The following is a 15,848-nucleotide window of genomic DNA, read 5'->3' on the forward strand; positions in this document are numbered from 1 at the left end:
AGAAAGTGATTGCATGATAGTTTTCCGCGCCAATCCGCACTAGACTGCAAAAACCGGAAACATTGTTCCATCAGCGAGACAATCATGCAGGACCTGAACGATCTGCTCTACTTCGCCAAAGTGGTTGAGCACGGCGGCTTCATGGCTGCCGGCCGCGTACTGGGCATCCCCAAGTCCCGGCTTTCCCGCCGCGTGGCGGAACTGGAACAGCGGCTGGGAGTGCGGCTGCTGCAAAGGACCACCCGCCGCCTGTCCTTGACCGAAATCGGCCAACAGTACTACCAACACTGTCAGGCGATGCTGGAAGAAGCCGAGGCCGCGGACGAGGCCATCGCCCGCAGCAGCGCAGAGCCGCGGGGCCTGATCAAGGTCAGTTGCCCGGAGCTGCTGTCCAAGACCCTGCTGGCCCCGGCGCTGCCGCGCTTCATGGCTCGCCACCCGCTGCTGCGAGTGCAGCTGGATTCCAGCAACCGGCGCGTGGACCTGATAGAAGAAGGCGTGGACGTCGCCATCCGCGTGCGCAACGTGATAGAAGACAGCGCCAACCTGGTGGTGCGCCGGCTGGCCACCGCCCTGACCTCCCTGGTGGCCAGCCCGGCCTTGCTGGCCGAGCGCCCCGCCCCCAGACATCCGGCCGACATGGCCGGCTGGCCGGCGCTCACCATGAGCCGCCCCGACGGCCGCGGCCAATGGGCCTTGCTGGACCAAGCCGGCCACGCCTACACCGTACAAATAGACAGCCCAAGGCTGATGACCGACGACCTGATCGTCCTGCGCGACGCCGCCATCGCCGGCCTGGGCGTGGCCGCGCTGCCGGAGCTGGTCTGCCACGAGGCGCTGCAGGCCGGTCAACTAGTGCGGCTACTGCCGGACTACGACATCCCCTGGGGTATTCTGCACGCCGCCTTCCCCACCCGACGCGGCCTACTGCCGGCGGTGCGCGCCTTCATCGATTTCCTCGCCACCGAACTGATTCCGCCGGACCACCCGGTTTACCAGCTGGCGCCTTAAGCCTGCTCAAAGTCTCGCGAGCTAATGAGCATTCCGAAGTTGCACTCACCGAGCCACTTTTCACGACACGCAGCAGATCGTGAACAGATTCTTAGAACGTGTTTACGATCTCGCGAGCTAAGGAGAGACAAGGCGAAAACCGCTGAGAAAGCGGAGTGTACACACGGTACATGAGCATTTCGAAGCGGTTTTCAACGCCGTATCGCCGACGCGCAGCAGACTTTGAACAGGTTCTTAGAGCCGCTAACAAAACCGCGCAGCGCACCTGAGCCAAGGCGCGCCGACACAGGCAGTACAAGTCGTACGGCAAGGAGGCGCAACGCAGGATCAGGGGTTTTTGTTAGCGGGTCTTAGCGCGCCTTGCCGGGCATGCTCTCCAGACACGCCAAGGCCCGTGCCGCCAGCGGGGTCAACCCGCTCGCCGCGCCGGCATCGCGCCAATGCCCGAGCAAGCCTTCCCGCATGGCCGGTGTCCAGAAACGCTTCAGATGCTGAGCAATCTCGAACGCTGCGTCGCCGCTCTGGGCATCCTCGAAAAAACGCGCAATCTCATTAAGCATCTTCACCAGCGGTTCCGGCCTCATCCCGCCTCGCTCCCCGCGCGCCGTCCGGCATCCAACAACCTTAGCTGCTCATCGCCAAAGCCCCGGAAATGGCGCTGCCAGTCCGATGGACAGGCAGTCTTACCCACCTCCACCGCAGTCACCTTGTACTCCGGGCAGTTGGTGGCCCAATCCGAATTGTCGGTGGTCACCACATTGGCGCCGGACTCCGGGTGGTGGAAGGTGGTGTACACCACGCCCGGCGCTACCCGCTCCGTCACCTTGGCGCGCAAGGCGGTGTCGCCGGCGCGGCTGCGCACCGCCACCCAGTCGCCGTCGACGATGCCGCGTACTTCGGCGTCGGTCGGATGGATTTCCAGCCTGTCCTCGGCGTGCCAGACCCGATTCTCGGTGCGTCGCGTCTGCGCGCCCACGTTGTACTGGCTGAGAATACGTCCAGTGGTCAGCAGCAGCGGAAAGCGCTTTCCCGCCCGTTCCGAAGTGGCCACGTAACGAGTGACGACGAAGCGTCCCAAGCCGCGTGAGAAGGCATCGACATGCATCACCGGCGTGCCCTCGGGTGCCTCCTCGTTGCACGGCCATTGCAAGCCGCCCAGCCGGTCCAGCTTGGCGTAGCTGACCCCGGCGAAGCTGGGTGTCAGCCGCGCGATCTCATCCATGATCTCGGATGGATGACGGTAGGCCATCGGATAGCCCAAGGCGCCCGCCAACGCCGAGGTCACCTCCCAGTCCGCCATGCCGGCCAGCGGGCGCATCGCCCGACGCACTCGCGAGATGCGCCGCTCGGCATTGGTGAAGGTGCCGTCCTTTTCCAGGAAGGAACTGCCGGGCAGGAAAACGTGGGCGTATTTGGCGGTTTCGTTCAGGAACAGGTCCTGCACCACCACGCACTCCATCGCCAGCAGCGCGGCGGCCACATGCTGGGTATTGGGGTCGCTCTGCACGATGTCCTCGCCCTGGCAGTACAAGCCCTTGAAACCGCCGTCCAGCGCCGCATCCAGCATATTGGGAATCCGCAGCCCCGGCTCTGGCGACAAGACGACACCCCAGTCCGCCTCGAAGCTCGCGCGCACCGCGTCGTCGGACACATGGCGGTAACCGGGAAGCTCGTGCGGAAAAGACCCCATGTCGCAGGCGCCCTGCACATTATTCTGACCGCGCAACGGGTTGACGCCGACGCCGACGCGGCCAAGATTGCCGGTGGCCATGGCCAGGTTGGCGATGGCCATCACCGCGGTGCTGCCCTGGCTGTGTTCGGTAACGCCCAGACCGTAGTAGATGGCGGCGTTGCCGCCGGTCGCGTACAACCGCGCCGCTTCGCGGATCAGATCCGCCGGCACGCCGCAGAGCTCGGCGACACGCTCCGGCGCGTTGTCCGGCTCGACGACAAAATCGCGCCAGCGTCGGAAAGCCTCGGCTTCGCAGCGTTGAGCGATGAAGTCCTGATCCAGCAGCCCCTCGCTCACCACCACGTGAGCCAGCGCGTTGAGCACGGCCACATTGCTGCCGGGCCGCAGCGCCAGGTGCAGCGCCGGCCCCGCGTGCGGCGTATCGGCCAGGTCGATGCGGCGCGGGTCGATGACGATCAGCCGCGCGCCCTCGCGCAGCCGCCTCCGCAGCAAGGAGCCGAAAACCGGATGAGCATCGCTGGGATTGGCGCCTATCACCAGAATCACGTCGGCGCTCAGCACCGAGTCGAAATCCTGAGTCCCGGCAGACTCGCCCAGCGTCTGCTTCAGACCGTAGCCGGTGGGCGAGTGGCAGACCCGAGCGCAAGTGTCGATATTGTTGTTGCCGAAGGCCGCGCGCACCAGCTTCTGCACCAGATAGGTTTCCTCATTGGTGCAGCGGCTGGAGCTGATGCCGCCGATGGCGTCTCGGCCGTAGCGCAATTGCAGGCGGCGGAACTCGCTGGCCACATGTCCCAGCGCTTGCTCCCAGCTCACCTCCCGCCAAGGTTCGTGGATGCCGGCGCGGAGCATGGGTTTGACGATGCGGTCCGGATGGGTGGCGTAGCCCCAAGCAAAGCGGCCCTTGACGCAGGAATGGCCATGATTGGCGCGGCCGTCCCGGTCCGGCGTCATTCTCACCACCCGCTCGCCCTTGAGTTCGGCGCGGAAGCCGCAACCCACGCCGCAATAGGCGCAGGTGGTCGCCACGCTGCGCTCCGGCTGCCCCAGCTCCACCACGCTTTTCTCCACCAGCGTGGCGGTGGGGCAGGCTTGCACGCAGGCGCCGCAGGACACGCATTCCGAGCCGAGGAAGTCCTCGCCGCCTGCGGCGCGGACGCGGGAATCAAACCCCCGGCCGACGATGCTCAGCGCGAAAGTCCCCTGGGTTTCCTCGCAAGCGCGCACACAGCGGTTGCAGACGATGCACTTGGCCGGGTCGTAATCGAAATAAGGGTTGGACTCATCCTTGGCCTCAGCCAGATGATTAGCGCCGGTCAAGCCGTAACGCACCTCGCTCAGGCCCACCTGGCCGGCAACGGTCTGCAATTCGCAAGCGCCGTTGGACGCGCAAGTCAGGCAATCCAGCGGGTGGTCGGACACATACAGTTCCATCACCCCGCGCCGCAGCCTGGCCAGCGTCTCGCTCTGCGTGCGCACCGCCATGCCTGCGCTCACCGGCGTGGTACAGGCGGCCGGGTAGCCGCGATGCCCATCGATCTCCACCATGCACATACGACAGGAGCCAAACGGCTCCAGGCTGTCCGTGGCGCACAGCCGGGGCAGGCGCACGCCCTGCAGCGCGGCCGCGCACAACACCGAGGTGCCGGCCGGCACGGTGATCTCGACGCCGTCTATGCTCAGACTCACCGGCGCACCGGTACGCATTGGCGTGCCCAGGTCCACCGTGGGGGCAAGCTTGGGGTCAAACTGGCAGCTCATGGCGCATCCTCCTCGACGATGGCCGGATCCAGGCCGAAATCCGCGGGGAAACCCCGCGCCGCGCTCAGTACCGGCGAGGGGGTCAAACCGCCCAGCGCGCACAGCGAACCGTGCCGCATGGTCTCGCACAAATCCCGTAGCAGAGTCCAATGCCGGCCCCGCTCCGTCGAGTCGCCGGCCGCCAGCAGCCGGTCTATCACCTCGACGCCGCGGGTGGAGCCGATGCGACAGGGCGTGCACTTGCCGCAGGATTCGGCGGCGCAGAACTGCATGGCGAAACGCGCCATGCGCGCCATATCGGTGCTGTCGTCGCACACCACTACCCCGCCGTGGCCCAACATGGCGCCGACGGCGGCGAAAGCTTCGTAGTCCAAGGCGGTATCGAACTGCTCGGGCGTCAGCCAGGCGCCCAGCGGCCCGCCCACTTGCGCCGCCTTCACCGGCCGGCCGCTCGCGCAGCCGCCGCCGTAGTCCTCGATCAGCTCGCGCAAGCTCAGGCCAAAAGCGCGCTCCACCAGGCCGCCGCGCCGCACATTGCCGGCTAGCTGAAACGCCATGGTGCCGCGCGATCGGCCAACCCCGAAATCCCGGTAATACGGCGCGCCGCGGGCCAGGATGGTGGGCACCGACGCCAGCGTCAGCACGTTGTGCACCAAGGTGGGACGCCCGAACAGGCCGCTGATCGCGGGCAACGGCGGCTTGGCCCTGACCTCGCCGCGTCGGCCCTCCAGCGATTCCAGCATGGACGTCTCCTCACCGCAGATATACGCGCCCGCGCCCAAACGGAGCTCCAGCTCCAACTCGCGGCCGGAGCCCTGCAGATCTGGCCCCAGATAACCCCGCTGGCGGGCAATCTCCAACGCCCGCCTCAGTGTCTCCGCCGCAGCGGCGTATTCCGAGCGGACATAGATATAGCCGCGATTCGCACCCACCGCCAGCGCTGCGATGCTCATGCCCTCGATCAACAGGAAGGGGTCGCCCTCCATCAGCATGCGGTCGGCGAAGCTGCCGGAATCGCCCTCGTCTGCATTGCACACCACGTACTTGCAATCCGCGGCCGCCTCACGCACGGTGCGCCATTTGATACCGGCGGGAAAGGCCGCGCCGCCCCGGCCGCGCAGGCCGGACTCCAGCACACACTCCAGCACACACTCCAGCACACACTCCAGCGCGCCCTCCCCGCCCAGCTCCAGCGCATGGGCCAGGCCGCGATAGCCGCCGTGGGCCAGGTAATCGTCCAGCGACAGAGGGCGGGTCAGCCCCGCACGCGCAAACAACAGCCGCTGCTGGCCGGCAAGGTAGGGCAGCCGTTCCAGCAGGCCCAATGCCAGCGGATGCTTGCCGTCCGCAGTCAGCACGGCGTCGAGCACACTGTCCGCCAGCTCCGCCGGCAATGGTCCAAAACCAGAGCGGCCTTGCGGCGTATCCATTTCCAACAAGGGCTCCAGCCAGTACAGCCCGCGCGAGCTATTGCGCCGGATCTCCACTTCCAGCCCGCGTCGCGCCGCCGCAGCGGCCAACGCCCGCGCGGTCTGGTCAGTACCCAGCGCCCGCGCAACGGAATCACAGGATAGATGGAAGGTCAGCATGCACCGCCCTCCTCCAAACAGCCGGCCAGCAAGACATCCAGCGCGGCGGCGTCGACGCGCGCGTGCAATTCGCCATCCAGCAGCAGGGCCGGCGCGCAGGCGCAGGCGCCCAGGCAGTACACCGGCCGCAGCTCCAGGCCGCCGTCGGCGCTGCGGCCCGCGTCGTCCAGGCCGGTGCGGGCGCGCAGCCTTTGCGCCAGCGCCTCCGACCCCATGCTCTGACAGGCTTCCGCTCGGCATAGCCGCAGTTGGTGGCGCGCCGGCGGCTCGCTGCGGAAATCGTGGTAGAAGCTGAGCACACCACGCACCTCCGCCTGGCTCAGGCGAAAAGCGCGGGCGATGGCCGGTGTCGCGGCATCCGGCACATAGCCCAGTTCACCCTGCAAGGCGTGCAGCAAGGGCAGCAAACCGCCCGGCTGCGTTTGGTAATCCGATACCAGCGCGGCGATGCGCGACTGTTGTTCCGCGGTCAAGGACATGGCAACTCCAAGCAAGTGCGAACGGGTCTTCTGCGTCGCTTATCTGATCTGCTCGGCCAAACGCAGCAGCCAAGCTGAATTATAGGTTTGCCGCGCATCTGGGCCGGCCTCGTCCCATACTTTGAGGCTGTAAAGCTTTTGTCGACTGGCCCAGCTCAACTCGGACACTCGCCTACCGGAGCGTGTGTTCCGGAGCTGGAAGCGGCCCGGATGGCCCCGCACTGTCGCGTTCATTTCTTCCTGCAGCACCAACACGCCGCCGCGGTCGGCGACAAAGGCCCATTCGCTCAACACCAGCAATACGCCGTCGGGCCGGGTGAACACCCAGTCGAAGCTGCTCCATGGCCCGCTCCGACCCGGCCCCTGCGGGATGATGCCTTCGAGACGATAAGCGCTCAGCTCGCTGGCGCTGATATCGCTGAGCCTGGATTTAGCCTGCGCCCGAACCGCCTCGGGACTCAAGAGGCCGCTCCGGTAGATGTCGGCGTCCAGCGCGGCTTCGTCGGCAGGCGGAGAAACCCCGCTCGTCAACGACGTTTCGGGCAGCCCGGGGCCCAGGTTGGCTCCAGGCGCCACAATGCGCTGCCCGGGCGCAATGCCGCCGGGCAGCGGACTGGTCGCGGACAGATCCCAGGCCTGCGCATCCAGGGCCAGGCCGCCCATCCCCAGCCAACAAAGCAGCCTAGCGCAACTGCCCATGCGGATCGATAACGAATTTCTTCGGCGCGCCGCCATCGAATTCGGCATAGCCCTTGGGAGCGTTGTCCAGACTGATGATCTCCACCCCCACCACTTCGGCGATATTGATGCGCTCCCACAAAATCGCCTGCATCAGCGCGCGGTTGTACTTCATCACCGGGGTCTGTCCCGTGAAGAAGCTGTGCGACTTGGCCCAGCCCAGGCCAAAGCGCACCGACAAGCTGCCCTGCCTGGCCGCCTCGTCCACGGCGCCGGGGTCGTCGGTCACGTAGAGCCCGGGAATGCCGATGCGACCGGCCTCGCGCGTCACCTCCATCAAGGCGTTGAGCACGGTGGCCGGGGCCTCCTGGCGCGAACCGGCGTGGCCGTGCCCGCGCGCCTCGAAACCGACGGCGTCGATCGCGCAATCCACTTCCGGCACACCCAGGATGGCGGCGATCTGCTCGCCCAGCGTCGCATCCTGCGATAGATCCGCGGTTTCAAAGCCGACGGCGCGAGCATGGGCCAGCCGCGCCGGATTGACGTCGCCGACGATGACCACCGCCGCACCCAGCAGGCGCGCGGAAGCCGCCGCCGCCAAGCCCACCGGGCCCGCTCCGGCCACGTAGACCGTGCTGCCCGGCCCCACGCCGGCCGATACCGCGCCGTGATAGCCGGTGGGCAGAATGTCGGACAGGCAGGTCAGGTCGCGGATCTTGGCCAGCGCCTGGTCCCGGTCCGGAAATTTCAGCAGGTTGAAGTCGGCGTAAGGCACCATCACGTATTCGGCCTGGCCGCCCACCCAGCCGCCCATGTCGACGTAGCCGTAAGCGCCGCCGGCCCGCGCCGGGTTCACCGACAGGCACACGCCGGTATGCTGCTCCTTGCAACAGCGGCAGCGTCCGCAAGCCACGTTGAACGGTACCGACACGAGATCGCCGATGCGCAGCGTTTCCACATCGCCGCCTGTCTCTATCACCTCGCCGGTGATTTCATGTCCCAGCACCAAACCGGCAGGCGCCGTGGTGCGGCCGCGCACCATATGCTGGTCCGAACCGCATATATTGGTGCTCAGCACCTTGAGAATGACGCCATGGCCGAGCTTGCGCCCGGCCGGGGACGCCAGTTCCGGAAAAGGTATGGACTTCACTTCCACCTGTCCCGGCGCCAGGTACACCACTCCGCGATTGCCTGTCATCATCGTCTCCTCGCAGCCACGCCGGCGGGTTATCCGGCGGCATCTGCTCCCGATGCTAGGAAAGAAAGCGGCGCCGGCCTTGAGTCAAAGCGACCCCTTTGCGATCAAACGCGCCATATCGGCTCAGAACCTGTTCAAAGCCGGTTGCGCTTCATCGATATGGCGTTGAGAACGGCTTCGGCTTTGCTCATTTGCCACTTCTAATCCCCGCTTCCTCAGCCGTTCTCGCCTTGTCTCGCTCTTGCTCAAAACTCTGAACAGGCGGTCAGCGCGCCAGCGCCTGGCTTACGATAGGCAGCCCCGGCCGGCCGTCGAAGGTATTCACCCCTGCCAGCCAGCTCGTGAGCACGGCCGGGTTTTTTTTCAAATATTCCCGCGCCGCGGTCTCCGGCCTGACCTTGTTCATGATCGGCCCCATCACCTGGTTTTCCATATCGGTGCTGAAGCGCAGATTGCGCAACAAGCGGCCGACATTGGCGCAACGCGCCTCGTAATCCGGCGGCAGCGCGGTGAAGACCTTGGCCGCGCCGAAATTGGGACCAAACACCGCGTCGCCGCCGGACAAATAGCGCAGCTTGTGCTGGACGTTCATCGGGTGCGGCTCCCAGGCCAGGAACACCATCCATTTCTTCCGCCGCTCCGCGCGCTCCAGTTCGGCCAGCATGCCGGCCTCACTGGATTCCACAAGCTTGAAGCCGCCCAACCCGTACTGTTGCTTGCGGATCATGCCGTCGATCAGGCGGTTGCCGTCGTTGCCGGCTTCGATGCCGTAGATCTTGCCGTCCAGTTGCGCCTTGAAGCGGGCGATGTCCTTGAAATCGCGCAAGCCGGCGGCGGCCACGTAGTCCGGCACCGCCAGCGTATATTTAGCGCCGCTCAGATTGGGCTCGGCCAGCACTTTGATCTGGCCTGCTTTCAGATAGGGCTCGATCAGCGGCGTCATCGACGGGCTCCAATACCCCAGGAACACGTCGATCTGCCGGGTCTTGAGCCCGGAGAAGGCGACGGGCACCGAGGCCATGGTCACGCTGGGGCGGTAGCCCAAAGCCTCCAATACCACGCTGGCCATGCCGGTGGTGGCCGCGATGTCCGTCCAGCCCACATCGGCGAAACGCACATTGCGGCAAGCGGCAGGCTCCAGAGCCGCCGCGCTGCCCGCGACGGCCAGCAGCAGCGCCGCGGACATTGCTTTGAATCGATTCATCCCTTCCTCCCGGGCAGCGATGATGGCGAGAGTCCGCCCGGCGGCCGCTGCCGCGCCGCCAACAGGTTCACTAATCCCGTTCAAAGTCTCGCAAGCCGGAGCAAGACCGGGCCTTGCGGCTGAAGAAGCAGACTGCTCATGTTGTGCCTGAATAGTCTGAAGCAGCACTCGCCGTACCACGTCTCACGCAGTGGCGCAGACCTTGAGATTTTCAGGCGATGGCCCCGGCCGCCACCAGGTATTGCTGCCGCTCGCGGCTGGGCGGATAGCCGAACAGCCCGCGGTAGGACTTGGAAAAATGCGAGGAAGACAGGAAGCCGCAAGCCACGGTGACTTCCATCACGGTCATATTGGTTTGCAACAGCAGCTCTCTCGCCCGCCGCAGGCGGAGGTCCAGATAATATTGCGCCGGCGTGGTGCTCAGATAACGCTTGAACAGCCGCTCTAGATGGCGCAGCGACACGCCCAGCTCCGCCGCCAGATGTTCCAGAGAGCGGGGGTTCTCGATATTGCTCTCCATTGACAAGGCGGCGTCCAACAAGGCCTCGTGTCCGGTACCGATGCGCGCCAGCAGCGGGATGTGCTGGCGGTCGCCATCGTCGCGCAGCCGGTCCACGATGAATTGCACCGAGACATCGGCCGCCAGACTCTTGCCGCCCTTGTGGCGAATCAGATGACACATGAAGTCCAGCGGCGCGGTGCCGCCGCTACAGGTGAAGCGGTCCCGGTCCAGCACAAACAGGTCCGAGGTGAATTGGGTGCGAGGGAATTCCTCACTAATGGACAGCAGGTTTTCCCAATGGATGGCACAGCGGTAGCCGTTCAGCACCCCGGCCCGGGCCAGCGCGAAGGTGCCGGTGCAGATCGATCCCAGCGGCACGCCCTGGGCCGCGAAACGGCGGATCAGCGCCTGCACCTTGTCGGTGGCTGCTTCGCGCACCTGACAGCCGCCACAAACGATCAGCATATCGTACTGCTGCGGATGGCCCGGCGCGGAGATCGGCGACAGACTCAGGCCGTTGCTGGCGCTGACCGGCTCGCCGTCCGCGGACAGCAAGCTCCAGCGATACAGCTTCTTGCGCGACAGGTAATTGGCCATGCGCAGCGGCTCCACCGCGTTGGAGAACGCGATCATTGAGAACTGATCCAGCAGCAAAAAGGCGATATGCGACAACGAGGCGATCTGTTGCGGTCCCATCACGACCTCCAGTGTGTGCGTTGCGAGGATTGTTGTTCTGCTCCAAAACGGTTCGCAGCCGACCTTGAAAATCGCCGCGCATGCGTGTGTGCTTGTTTGTCCGTTGTTTACGCCCTGTCCGCTCCCAGAACCTGTTCAAAGTCTCGCGAGCAAGAGCGAGATCGTGAACCGGCTCTCAGCCGTCGGCCGCGGCGCCCCCTTCCGGCGCGCGGCCGAAACTTTCTGTGATCCGGTCCAGGATGATGGCCAGCAGCACCACCGCCAGCCCGCTCTCGAAACCGAGGCCGACGTCCAGCCTCTGGATGCTTGCCAGAACATCGTTGCCCAGGCCGCCGGCCCCCACCATGGAGGCGATAATCACCATGGACAGCGCCATCATGATGGTCTGATTGACCCCGGCCATGATGGACGGCAGCGCGATGGGCAACTGGACCTTGAACAGCAATTGCCACGAGGTGCAGCCAAAGGCGTTGCCAGCCTCCACCTGCTCCCGATTCACCTGGCGGATGCCCAGGTTGGTCAAGCGCACCGCCGGCGGCACCGCGAACACCACGGTGGCCAGGATGCCCGGCACCCGCCCCAGTCCGAAGAACATTGCCGCGGGAATCAGATAAACGAAAGCCGGCATGGTCTGCATGAAGTCCAGCGCCGGCCGTACCAGAGCGTTGGCCAGCCGCCAGCGGGCGCAACAGATGCCCAGCGGCACGCCCAACATTAGGCTGACGCAGGTGGCGGACAGGGTCAGAGCCAGCGTGGCGACGGTCTGGCTCCAGAAGCCGGTGGCCCAGATCAGGCCCAGCGCCGCGCAGACGAAGACGGCAAACTTCCAGCCCAGACGCCACAGGCCGATGCCAGCGAATAAGCCGGCTAGCGTCCATGGCGGCACGCCCTGCAATAACGCTTCCACCAGAGTAGCGAACCAGTCGATGCCGCCGCCGACGGCGTCGAAGGCGCCGGCATTGTTTTCCAACAGAAAATGGATGATCTGATTGACCCAGCTGCCTATCGGCAGCGGAGCCTGGGGGCTGGTGTCGGACATGCGGCGTGTTCCTCGTCTCGCCGGGCGCGCCAGGGACGGCGAGAGCCACGCCCCCGCGCCGGCGACGCCCGTTGGGGGTTCAGTGGTGGGAGGCCGCGCTTGGGCGGTGCTGGGACAACTTGCTGAGCACGCTGCTGGTGGTGATTACGCCCAGGCAGCGGCCGTCGTCGTCCCGCACCTGCAGCGGTTCGGCCTGTGCTTGAAGCCGCAACAGCACATCGGACAGGCTACAGGACGGCTCCACGTGCGACGCGGCAGCCAGGCGCGGCGGCGGCGCGGCTTCTATCAGGTCCTTGGCCTGCAGATAGCGCGAGGTGTCCACGCTTTTGAAGAAGTTGCGCACATAGTCGTCGGCCGGACATTCAATGATTTCGCGCGGGCTGCCCACCTGCACCAGCCGCCCGCCCTCCATGATGGCGATACGGCTACCGATGCGCAGCGCCTCTTCCAGATCATGGGAGACGAAGACGATGGTGCGGCGCTGCTCGCGCTGCAATTGCAGCAGCAAGTCCTGCAACTCCGCGCGCTTGAGCGGGTCCAGCGCTGAAAAGGCCTCGTCCATCAGGATCAGCGAAGGATTGACCGCCAGCGCGCGCACCAGGCCCACCCGCTGCTGCATGCCGCCGGAGAGTTGATGCGGATACTTGCCGGCAAAGTCGGCCAACCCCACTTGCTCCAGCACTTCCCGCGCCCGCGCCTCGCGGGCCTTGCGCCCGAGACCAGCCACTTCCAGGCCAAAGGCGGCGTTGTCCAGCACCGTGCGGTGCGGCATCAGCGCAAAGCTCTGGAACACCATGCTCATGTCGCGGCGGCGCAAGGCCACCAATTGCTTGGGCGACAGCCGGGTCAGGTCCTGGCCGTCCAGCCGGATCTGGCCGGCGCTCGGCTCCAGCAAGCGGTTGATCAGGCGAATCAGCGTGGATTTTCCGGAGCCGGACAAGCCCATCAACACGAAGATTTCACCTGCGCGCACCGAGAACGATACGTCGTTAACGCCCACCACCGCCCCGGTGCGCCGAAACACTTCGTCCTTGTTCTCGCCGGCCCGCAGTAAGGACATCACTTCCGCCGGCTTGCCGCCGAACACCTTGTAGAGGTGGCTGACCTCGACCTTGATCGTTTGCATCCCGGCTCCCTTCGGCGCGACCGCCGACAATTCGAACAATGTTTAACGCAAATCAAGGTTCAAGATAGAAAGGAAGGGCCTCGCCAAGTAACGGTATTCCGACATCAAGCCGCTCAAATCCGACATCCGCGCGCAAAACCGGCTGGCATAGGCCTGGCCGCCGGCTCCAGTGCCGGCTTTCGTCTCCAGCCCGGCTGGCCGGTGTCGTAAAAAAACCGCAATCCGCCGTTAGAACCTGCTCAAAGCTTGCCGCGCTTCGCGGGATACGGCGTTGAAAACAAAAACGCCCGCCCCGGCCGGGCAGGCGTGGAGGACAGGGAGGCGACGGACGCGCGCTCAGACCTGTCAAAGGCTGCCGCGCTTCAATGGCGCCCTGTTGAAAACACACTCAAAACGCGCAATATCGCTTGTGCACCCCGCTTTTTAGCTTGCTCTCGCCTTGTTTCGCCGCGGCTCGCGAGACTTTGGGCAGACGCTCAGCGATCCACCACCAGATCGGTCAGCGGCAAGCTGCAGCAAGGCAGGAAATAACCCTGCTCCACTTCGCGCGGCCGGATGCCTCCCTGATGCCTCATGTCCACCCGGCCTTCCAGCAGGCGGCTCTTGCAACTGCCGCACACGCCGCGGGTGCAGGACGCAGGCAGACGCATGCCCTTGGCCAACGCGGCCGCCAGCACGGTCTGTCCCGGCGCCACCGACAAATCGTCACCCGTTTTGGCGAAGCGCACATTGAAACCGCGGCTCTCGACGCTGGGCTGCGGCGTCCACCCTCCTTCTTCCGGCGGCGCGGCGCTGAGCTCGGCGAAATTGAAGCTTTCCTCGTGATAACGGCTCATGTCGAAACCGCACAGTTTCAGCAGCTCCCGCACCCCGGCCATATAGGGCGCGGGACCGCAGCAGAACACCTGGCGCGCGAGCAAGTCCGGCGCCATGCGCTCAATCAGCGTCCGATCCAACCGGCCAATCAGGCCGGCCCAATCCGGTTCGCCCGCCCGGTGTTCGCAAATCACCGCCTGGCTGAAGGTGGGATGGATGCTGGCCAGCAGGCTCAGTTCCTTGCGAAACACGATGTCGCGCGGAGAGCGCGCGCTGTGTACAAACAGGATGTCGGCGCCGGAGGCCAGGTCGGTCAACGCCCGGGTCATCGACATCAGCGGGGTGATGCCGCTGCCTGCGGACAGAAAGAGATAGGGCGAACCAGGGTGGCGCGCATAGCTGAACTCGCCGGCTGGCCCCAATACCCGTAGCGCCATTTCCGGCCGCAGATGCTCATGCAGCCAAGAGGAAGCGACGCCGCCGGGAATGCGTTTGACGGTGATGGACACCCGGTCCGGCCGGGTGGGCGTGGACGACAGCGTGTAACAGCGGTTGACCGCAACTCCGTTGATGTCCAGTTCCAGCGTGATGAACTGGCCGGGCAAGTAATGGAAACGGCGCGGCGGTTCGGCGCGGAACACGAAGGTTTTCACATCGTGAGTTTCCTCTCGCGCCTGAACGCAGACGAGCAGGCCGTCCTCGCCGGCGCGCCACAGCGGCAGGTCGGCGGTTTGCGGAAGGGTGTCCAATAGGCTGACCGGCGGCGCACTATTCATGGTCCCGCCGTTCCCGCTCCAGGCCATCGCCCAGACGCTGCGTGTACCATTGAGTGAATTTCTCCACCAAGGACTCGGTATACGGCGAATAAGGACCGGGCCGATAGGCGGAGCCGTTGATGCCGCACTGCGACTCCTCCACCAGCCGACGGTCCTGCTGATTGGTGGCCTTCCATACCCTGGTAAGGTTGTCCACTTCATAGTCCACGCCTTCCACCGCGTCCTTGTGCACCAGCCAGGTGGTACGCACCAGCGTGCTGTCCACCGACAGCGGCAAGGCGGTGAAGGTGACGATATGGTCGGCCATGAAATGGTGCCAGGAGTTGGGCTGGGTCCAGAACGACAGACCGCCGGACGCCGGATCGCTCAGATCGCCCAGCAGCTTGCGACAGGCCGCGCCGGTGTCCACGGTCTGAGACTGGCCCTTGCGGTCCAGCGGCATGCGCATCGCGCGGAAGCCGGACACCTCGGACAGGCGCTCGATCTCGACCGAGGGCAAGCCGCCGGCCTCCCAGCGCGCGTGGTGCTCGGCGACGACGCGCTGGTAGTCGGCCAACCCGGAGGCTTGCTCGGCCCGGGGCGCGAAGCCGTAGCTGTAGGCGTACAGCGAGACGGTCAGCTCCGGATGGTTGGCGGTGCAGTGATAGCACTCGCGGTTGTTCTCCATGGTCAGCTTCCAGTTGCCGGCCTCGACGATGTCCACCTGGGCCGCCACCTTGCACTCGTCGATGCGGTGCGGCGCGATATAGGGTGCCATCCGCTCCATCATCTCGTCGATATCCTCCGGCGGCTGCTCGGCAAGGCAAACGAACAGCAGCCCTTCCAGGTTTTTCAACGCCACCGGCTTGAGGCTGTGATGCGTCGGGTCGAAGCCGTCCTCCATATGGTCAGCGAAGATCAACCGGCCAGACAGATCGTAAGTCCATTGATGGTAGGGGCAGACCAGATTGCCCACCGAGCCCTGACGCTCGGCGCACAGCCGCGAGCCGCGGTGGCGGCAGACATTGTGAAAGGCGCGAATGGCCATATCGTCGTCGCGCAGGATCAGGATGGGGTCGCGCCCCAACTCCACGGTCAGGTAGTCGCCCGGCTCGGGTATTTCCGCGCTGACGCCGACATAGATCCAGTGACGGCGGAAAATGTATTCAAGATCGGCCTCGAACACCTGCGGCGAGCGATAGAACGGCGCCTCCAGACTGTAACCGGGACGGCGGCGGGCCAGCAGTTCGCGCAGCGGGGCCGTGGTCGCAGCCGGGAAGGGAATGACGCTATGGGACATG

The 15,848-nt window shown here is 65.4% G+C and carries 13 protein-coding genes; 1 reads left to right on the forward strand and 12 read right to left on the reverse strand.

All coding sequences use genetic code 11. The annotated features are described in order from the left end of the window. Positions 1–84: 84 nt before the first annotated feature. Positions 85–1,011: a LysR substrate-binding domain-containing protein gene (locus BR71_RS14290; RefSeq protein ID WP_043638708.1), complete on the forward strand. Its 927-nt coding sequence runs from the start codon at positions 85–87 to the stop codon at positions 1,009–1,011. Between the two features lie 350 nt (positions 1,012–1,361). On the opposite strand, the gene BR71_RS14295 is transcribed toward BR71_RS14290, so the two are convergent. The 12 genes from BR71_RS14295 to BR71_RS14350 form a co-directional block, all read right to left on the reverse strand. Further along, positions 1,362–1,571 (reverse strand): formate dehydrogenase subunit delta, encoded by a 210-nt coding sequence (locus BR71_RS14295; protein ID WP_244269639.1) that lies wholly within the window; start codon positions 1,569–1,571, stop codon positions 1,362–1,364. 20 nt (positions 1,572–1,591) lie between these two features. Beyond that, positions 1,592–4,465, reverse strand: a complete 2,874-nt coding sequence (gene fdhF, locus BR71_RS14300) for a formate dehydrogenase subunit alpha (protein WP_043638716.1) — start codon at positions 4,463–4,465, stop codon at positions 1,592–1,594. After that, on the reverse strand, positions 4,462–6,054 hold the full coding sequence (locus BR71_RS14305; protein WP_043638720.1) for an NADH-ubiquinone oxidoreductase-F iron-sulfur binding region domain-containing protein: 1,593 nt from the start codon (positions 6,052–6,054) through the stop codon (positions 4,462–4,464). The genes fdhF and BR71_RS14305 overlap by 4 nt, the downstream gene beginning before the upstream one ends. Continuing rightward, positions 6,048–6,533, reverse strand: a complete 486-nt coding sequence (locus tag BR71_RS14310; protein WP_043638723.1) for a formate dehydrogenase subunit gamma — start codon at positions 6,531–6,533, stop codon at positions 6,048–6,050. The genes BR71_RS14305 and BR71_RS14310 overlap by 7 nt, the downstream gene beginning before the upstream one ends. A gap of 39 nt (positions 6,534–6,572) precedes the next feature. Continuing rightward, complete coding sequence (locus BR71_RS14315) at positions 6,573–7,196, reverse strand: hypothetical protein (RefSeq protein WP_043638727.1); 624 nt, start codon at positions 7,194–7,196, stop codon at positions 6,573–6,575. Between the two features lie 19 nt (positions 7,197–7,215). Continuing rightward, positions 7,216–8,409 carry a formaldehyde dehydrogenase, glutathione-independent gene (fdhA, locus tag BR71_RS14320; protein ID WP_043638730.1) on the reverse strand — a complete coding sequence of 398 codons (1,194 nt, stop codon included), beginning with the start codon at positions 8,407–8,409 and terminating at the stop codon, positions 7,216–7,218. A 265-nt stretch (positions 8,410–8,674) separates the two neighbouring features. Continuing rightward, positions 8,675–9,613 (reverse strand): choline ABC transporter substrate-binding protein, encoded by a 939-nt coding sequence (locus BR71_RS14325; RefSeq protein WP_043638733.1) that lies wholly within the window; start codon positions 9,611–9,613, stop codon positions 8,675–8,677. 211 nt (positions 9,614–9,824) lie between these two features. After that, positions 9,825–10,811, reverse strand: a complete 987-nt coding sequence (locus tag BR71_RS14330) for a GlxA family transcriptional regulator (protein WP_043638736.1) — start codon at positions 10,809–10,811, stop codon at positions 9,825–9,827. A 175-nt stretch (positions 10,812–10,986) separates the two neighbouring features. Further along, positions 10,987–11,850, reverse strand: a complete 864-nt coding sequence (locus tag BR71_RS14335) for an ABC transporter permease (protein WP_043638739.1) — start codon at positions 11,848–11,850, stop codon at positions 10,987–10,989. A 79-nt stretch (positions 11,851–11,929) separates the two neighbouring features. Further along, the gene (locus BR71_RS14340) at positions 11,930–12,976 is read right to left on the reverse strand and encodes a quaternary amine ABC transporter ATP-binding protein (protein WP_043638749.1); all 1,047 of its coding nucleotides are present in this window, start codon (positions 12,974–12,976) and stop codon (positions 11,930–11,932) included. A gap of 476 nt (positions 12,977–13,452) precedes the next feature. Then, positions 13,453–14,568 (reverse strand): FAD-binding oxidoreductase, encoded by a 1,116-nt coding sequence (locus tag BR71_RS14345; protein ID WP_043638830.1) that lies wholly within the window; start codon positions 14,566–14,568, stop codon positions 13,453–13,455. Continuing rightward, entirely contained in the window at positions 14,561–15,847 is a 1,287-nt protein-coding gene (locus BR71_RS14350; protein WP_043638757.1) for an aromatic ring-hydroxylating oxygenase subunit alpha, read from the reverse strand. Before BR71_RS14350 ends, BR71_RS14345 begins: the two co-directional genes overlap by 8 nt. Between the last annotated feature and the right edge of the window lies 1 nt (position 15,848).

Source organism: Chromobacterium haemolyticum DSM 19808 (assembly GCF_000711885.1).
Taxonomy (GTDB): domain Bacteria; phylum Pseudomonadota; class Gammaproteobacteria; order Burkholderiales; family Chromobacteriaceae; genus Chromobacterium; species Chromobacterium haemolyticum.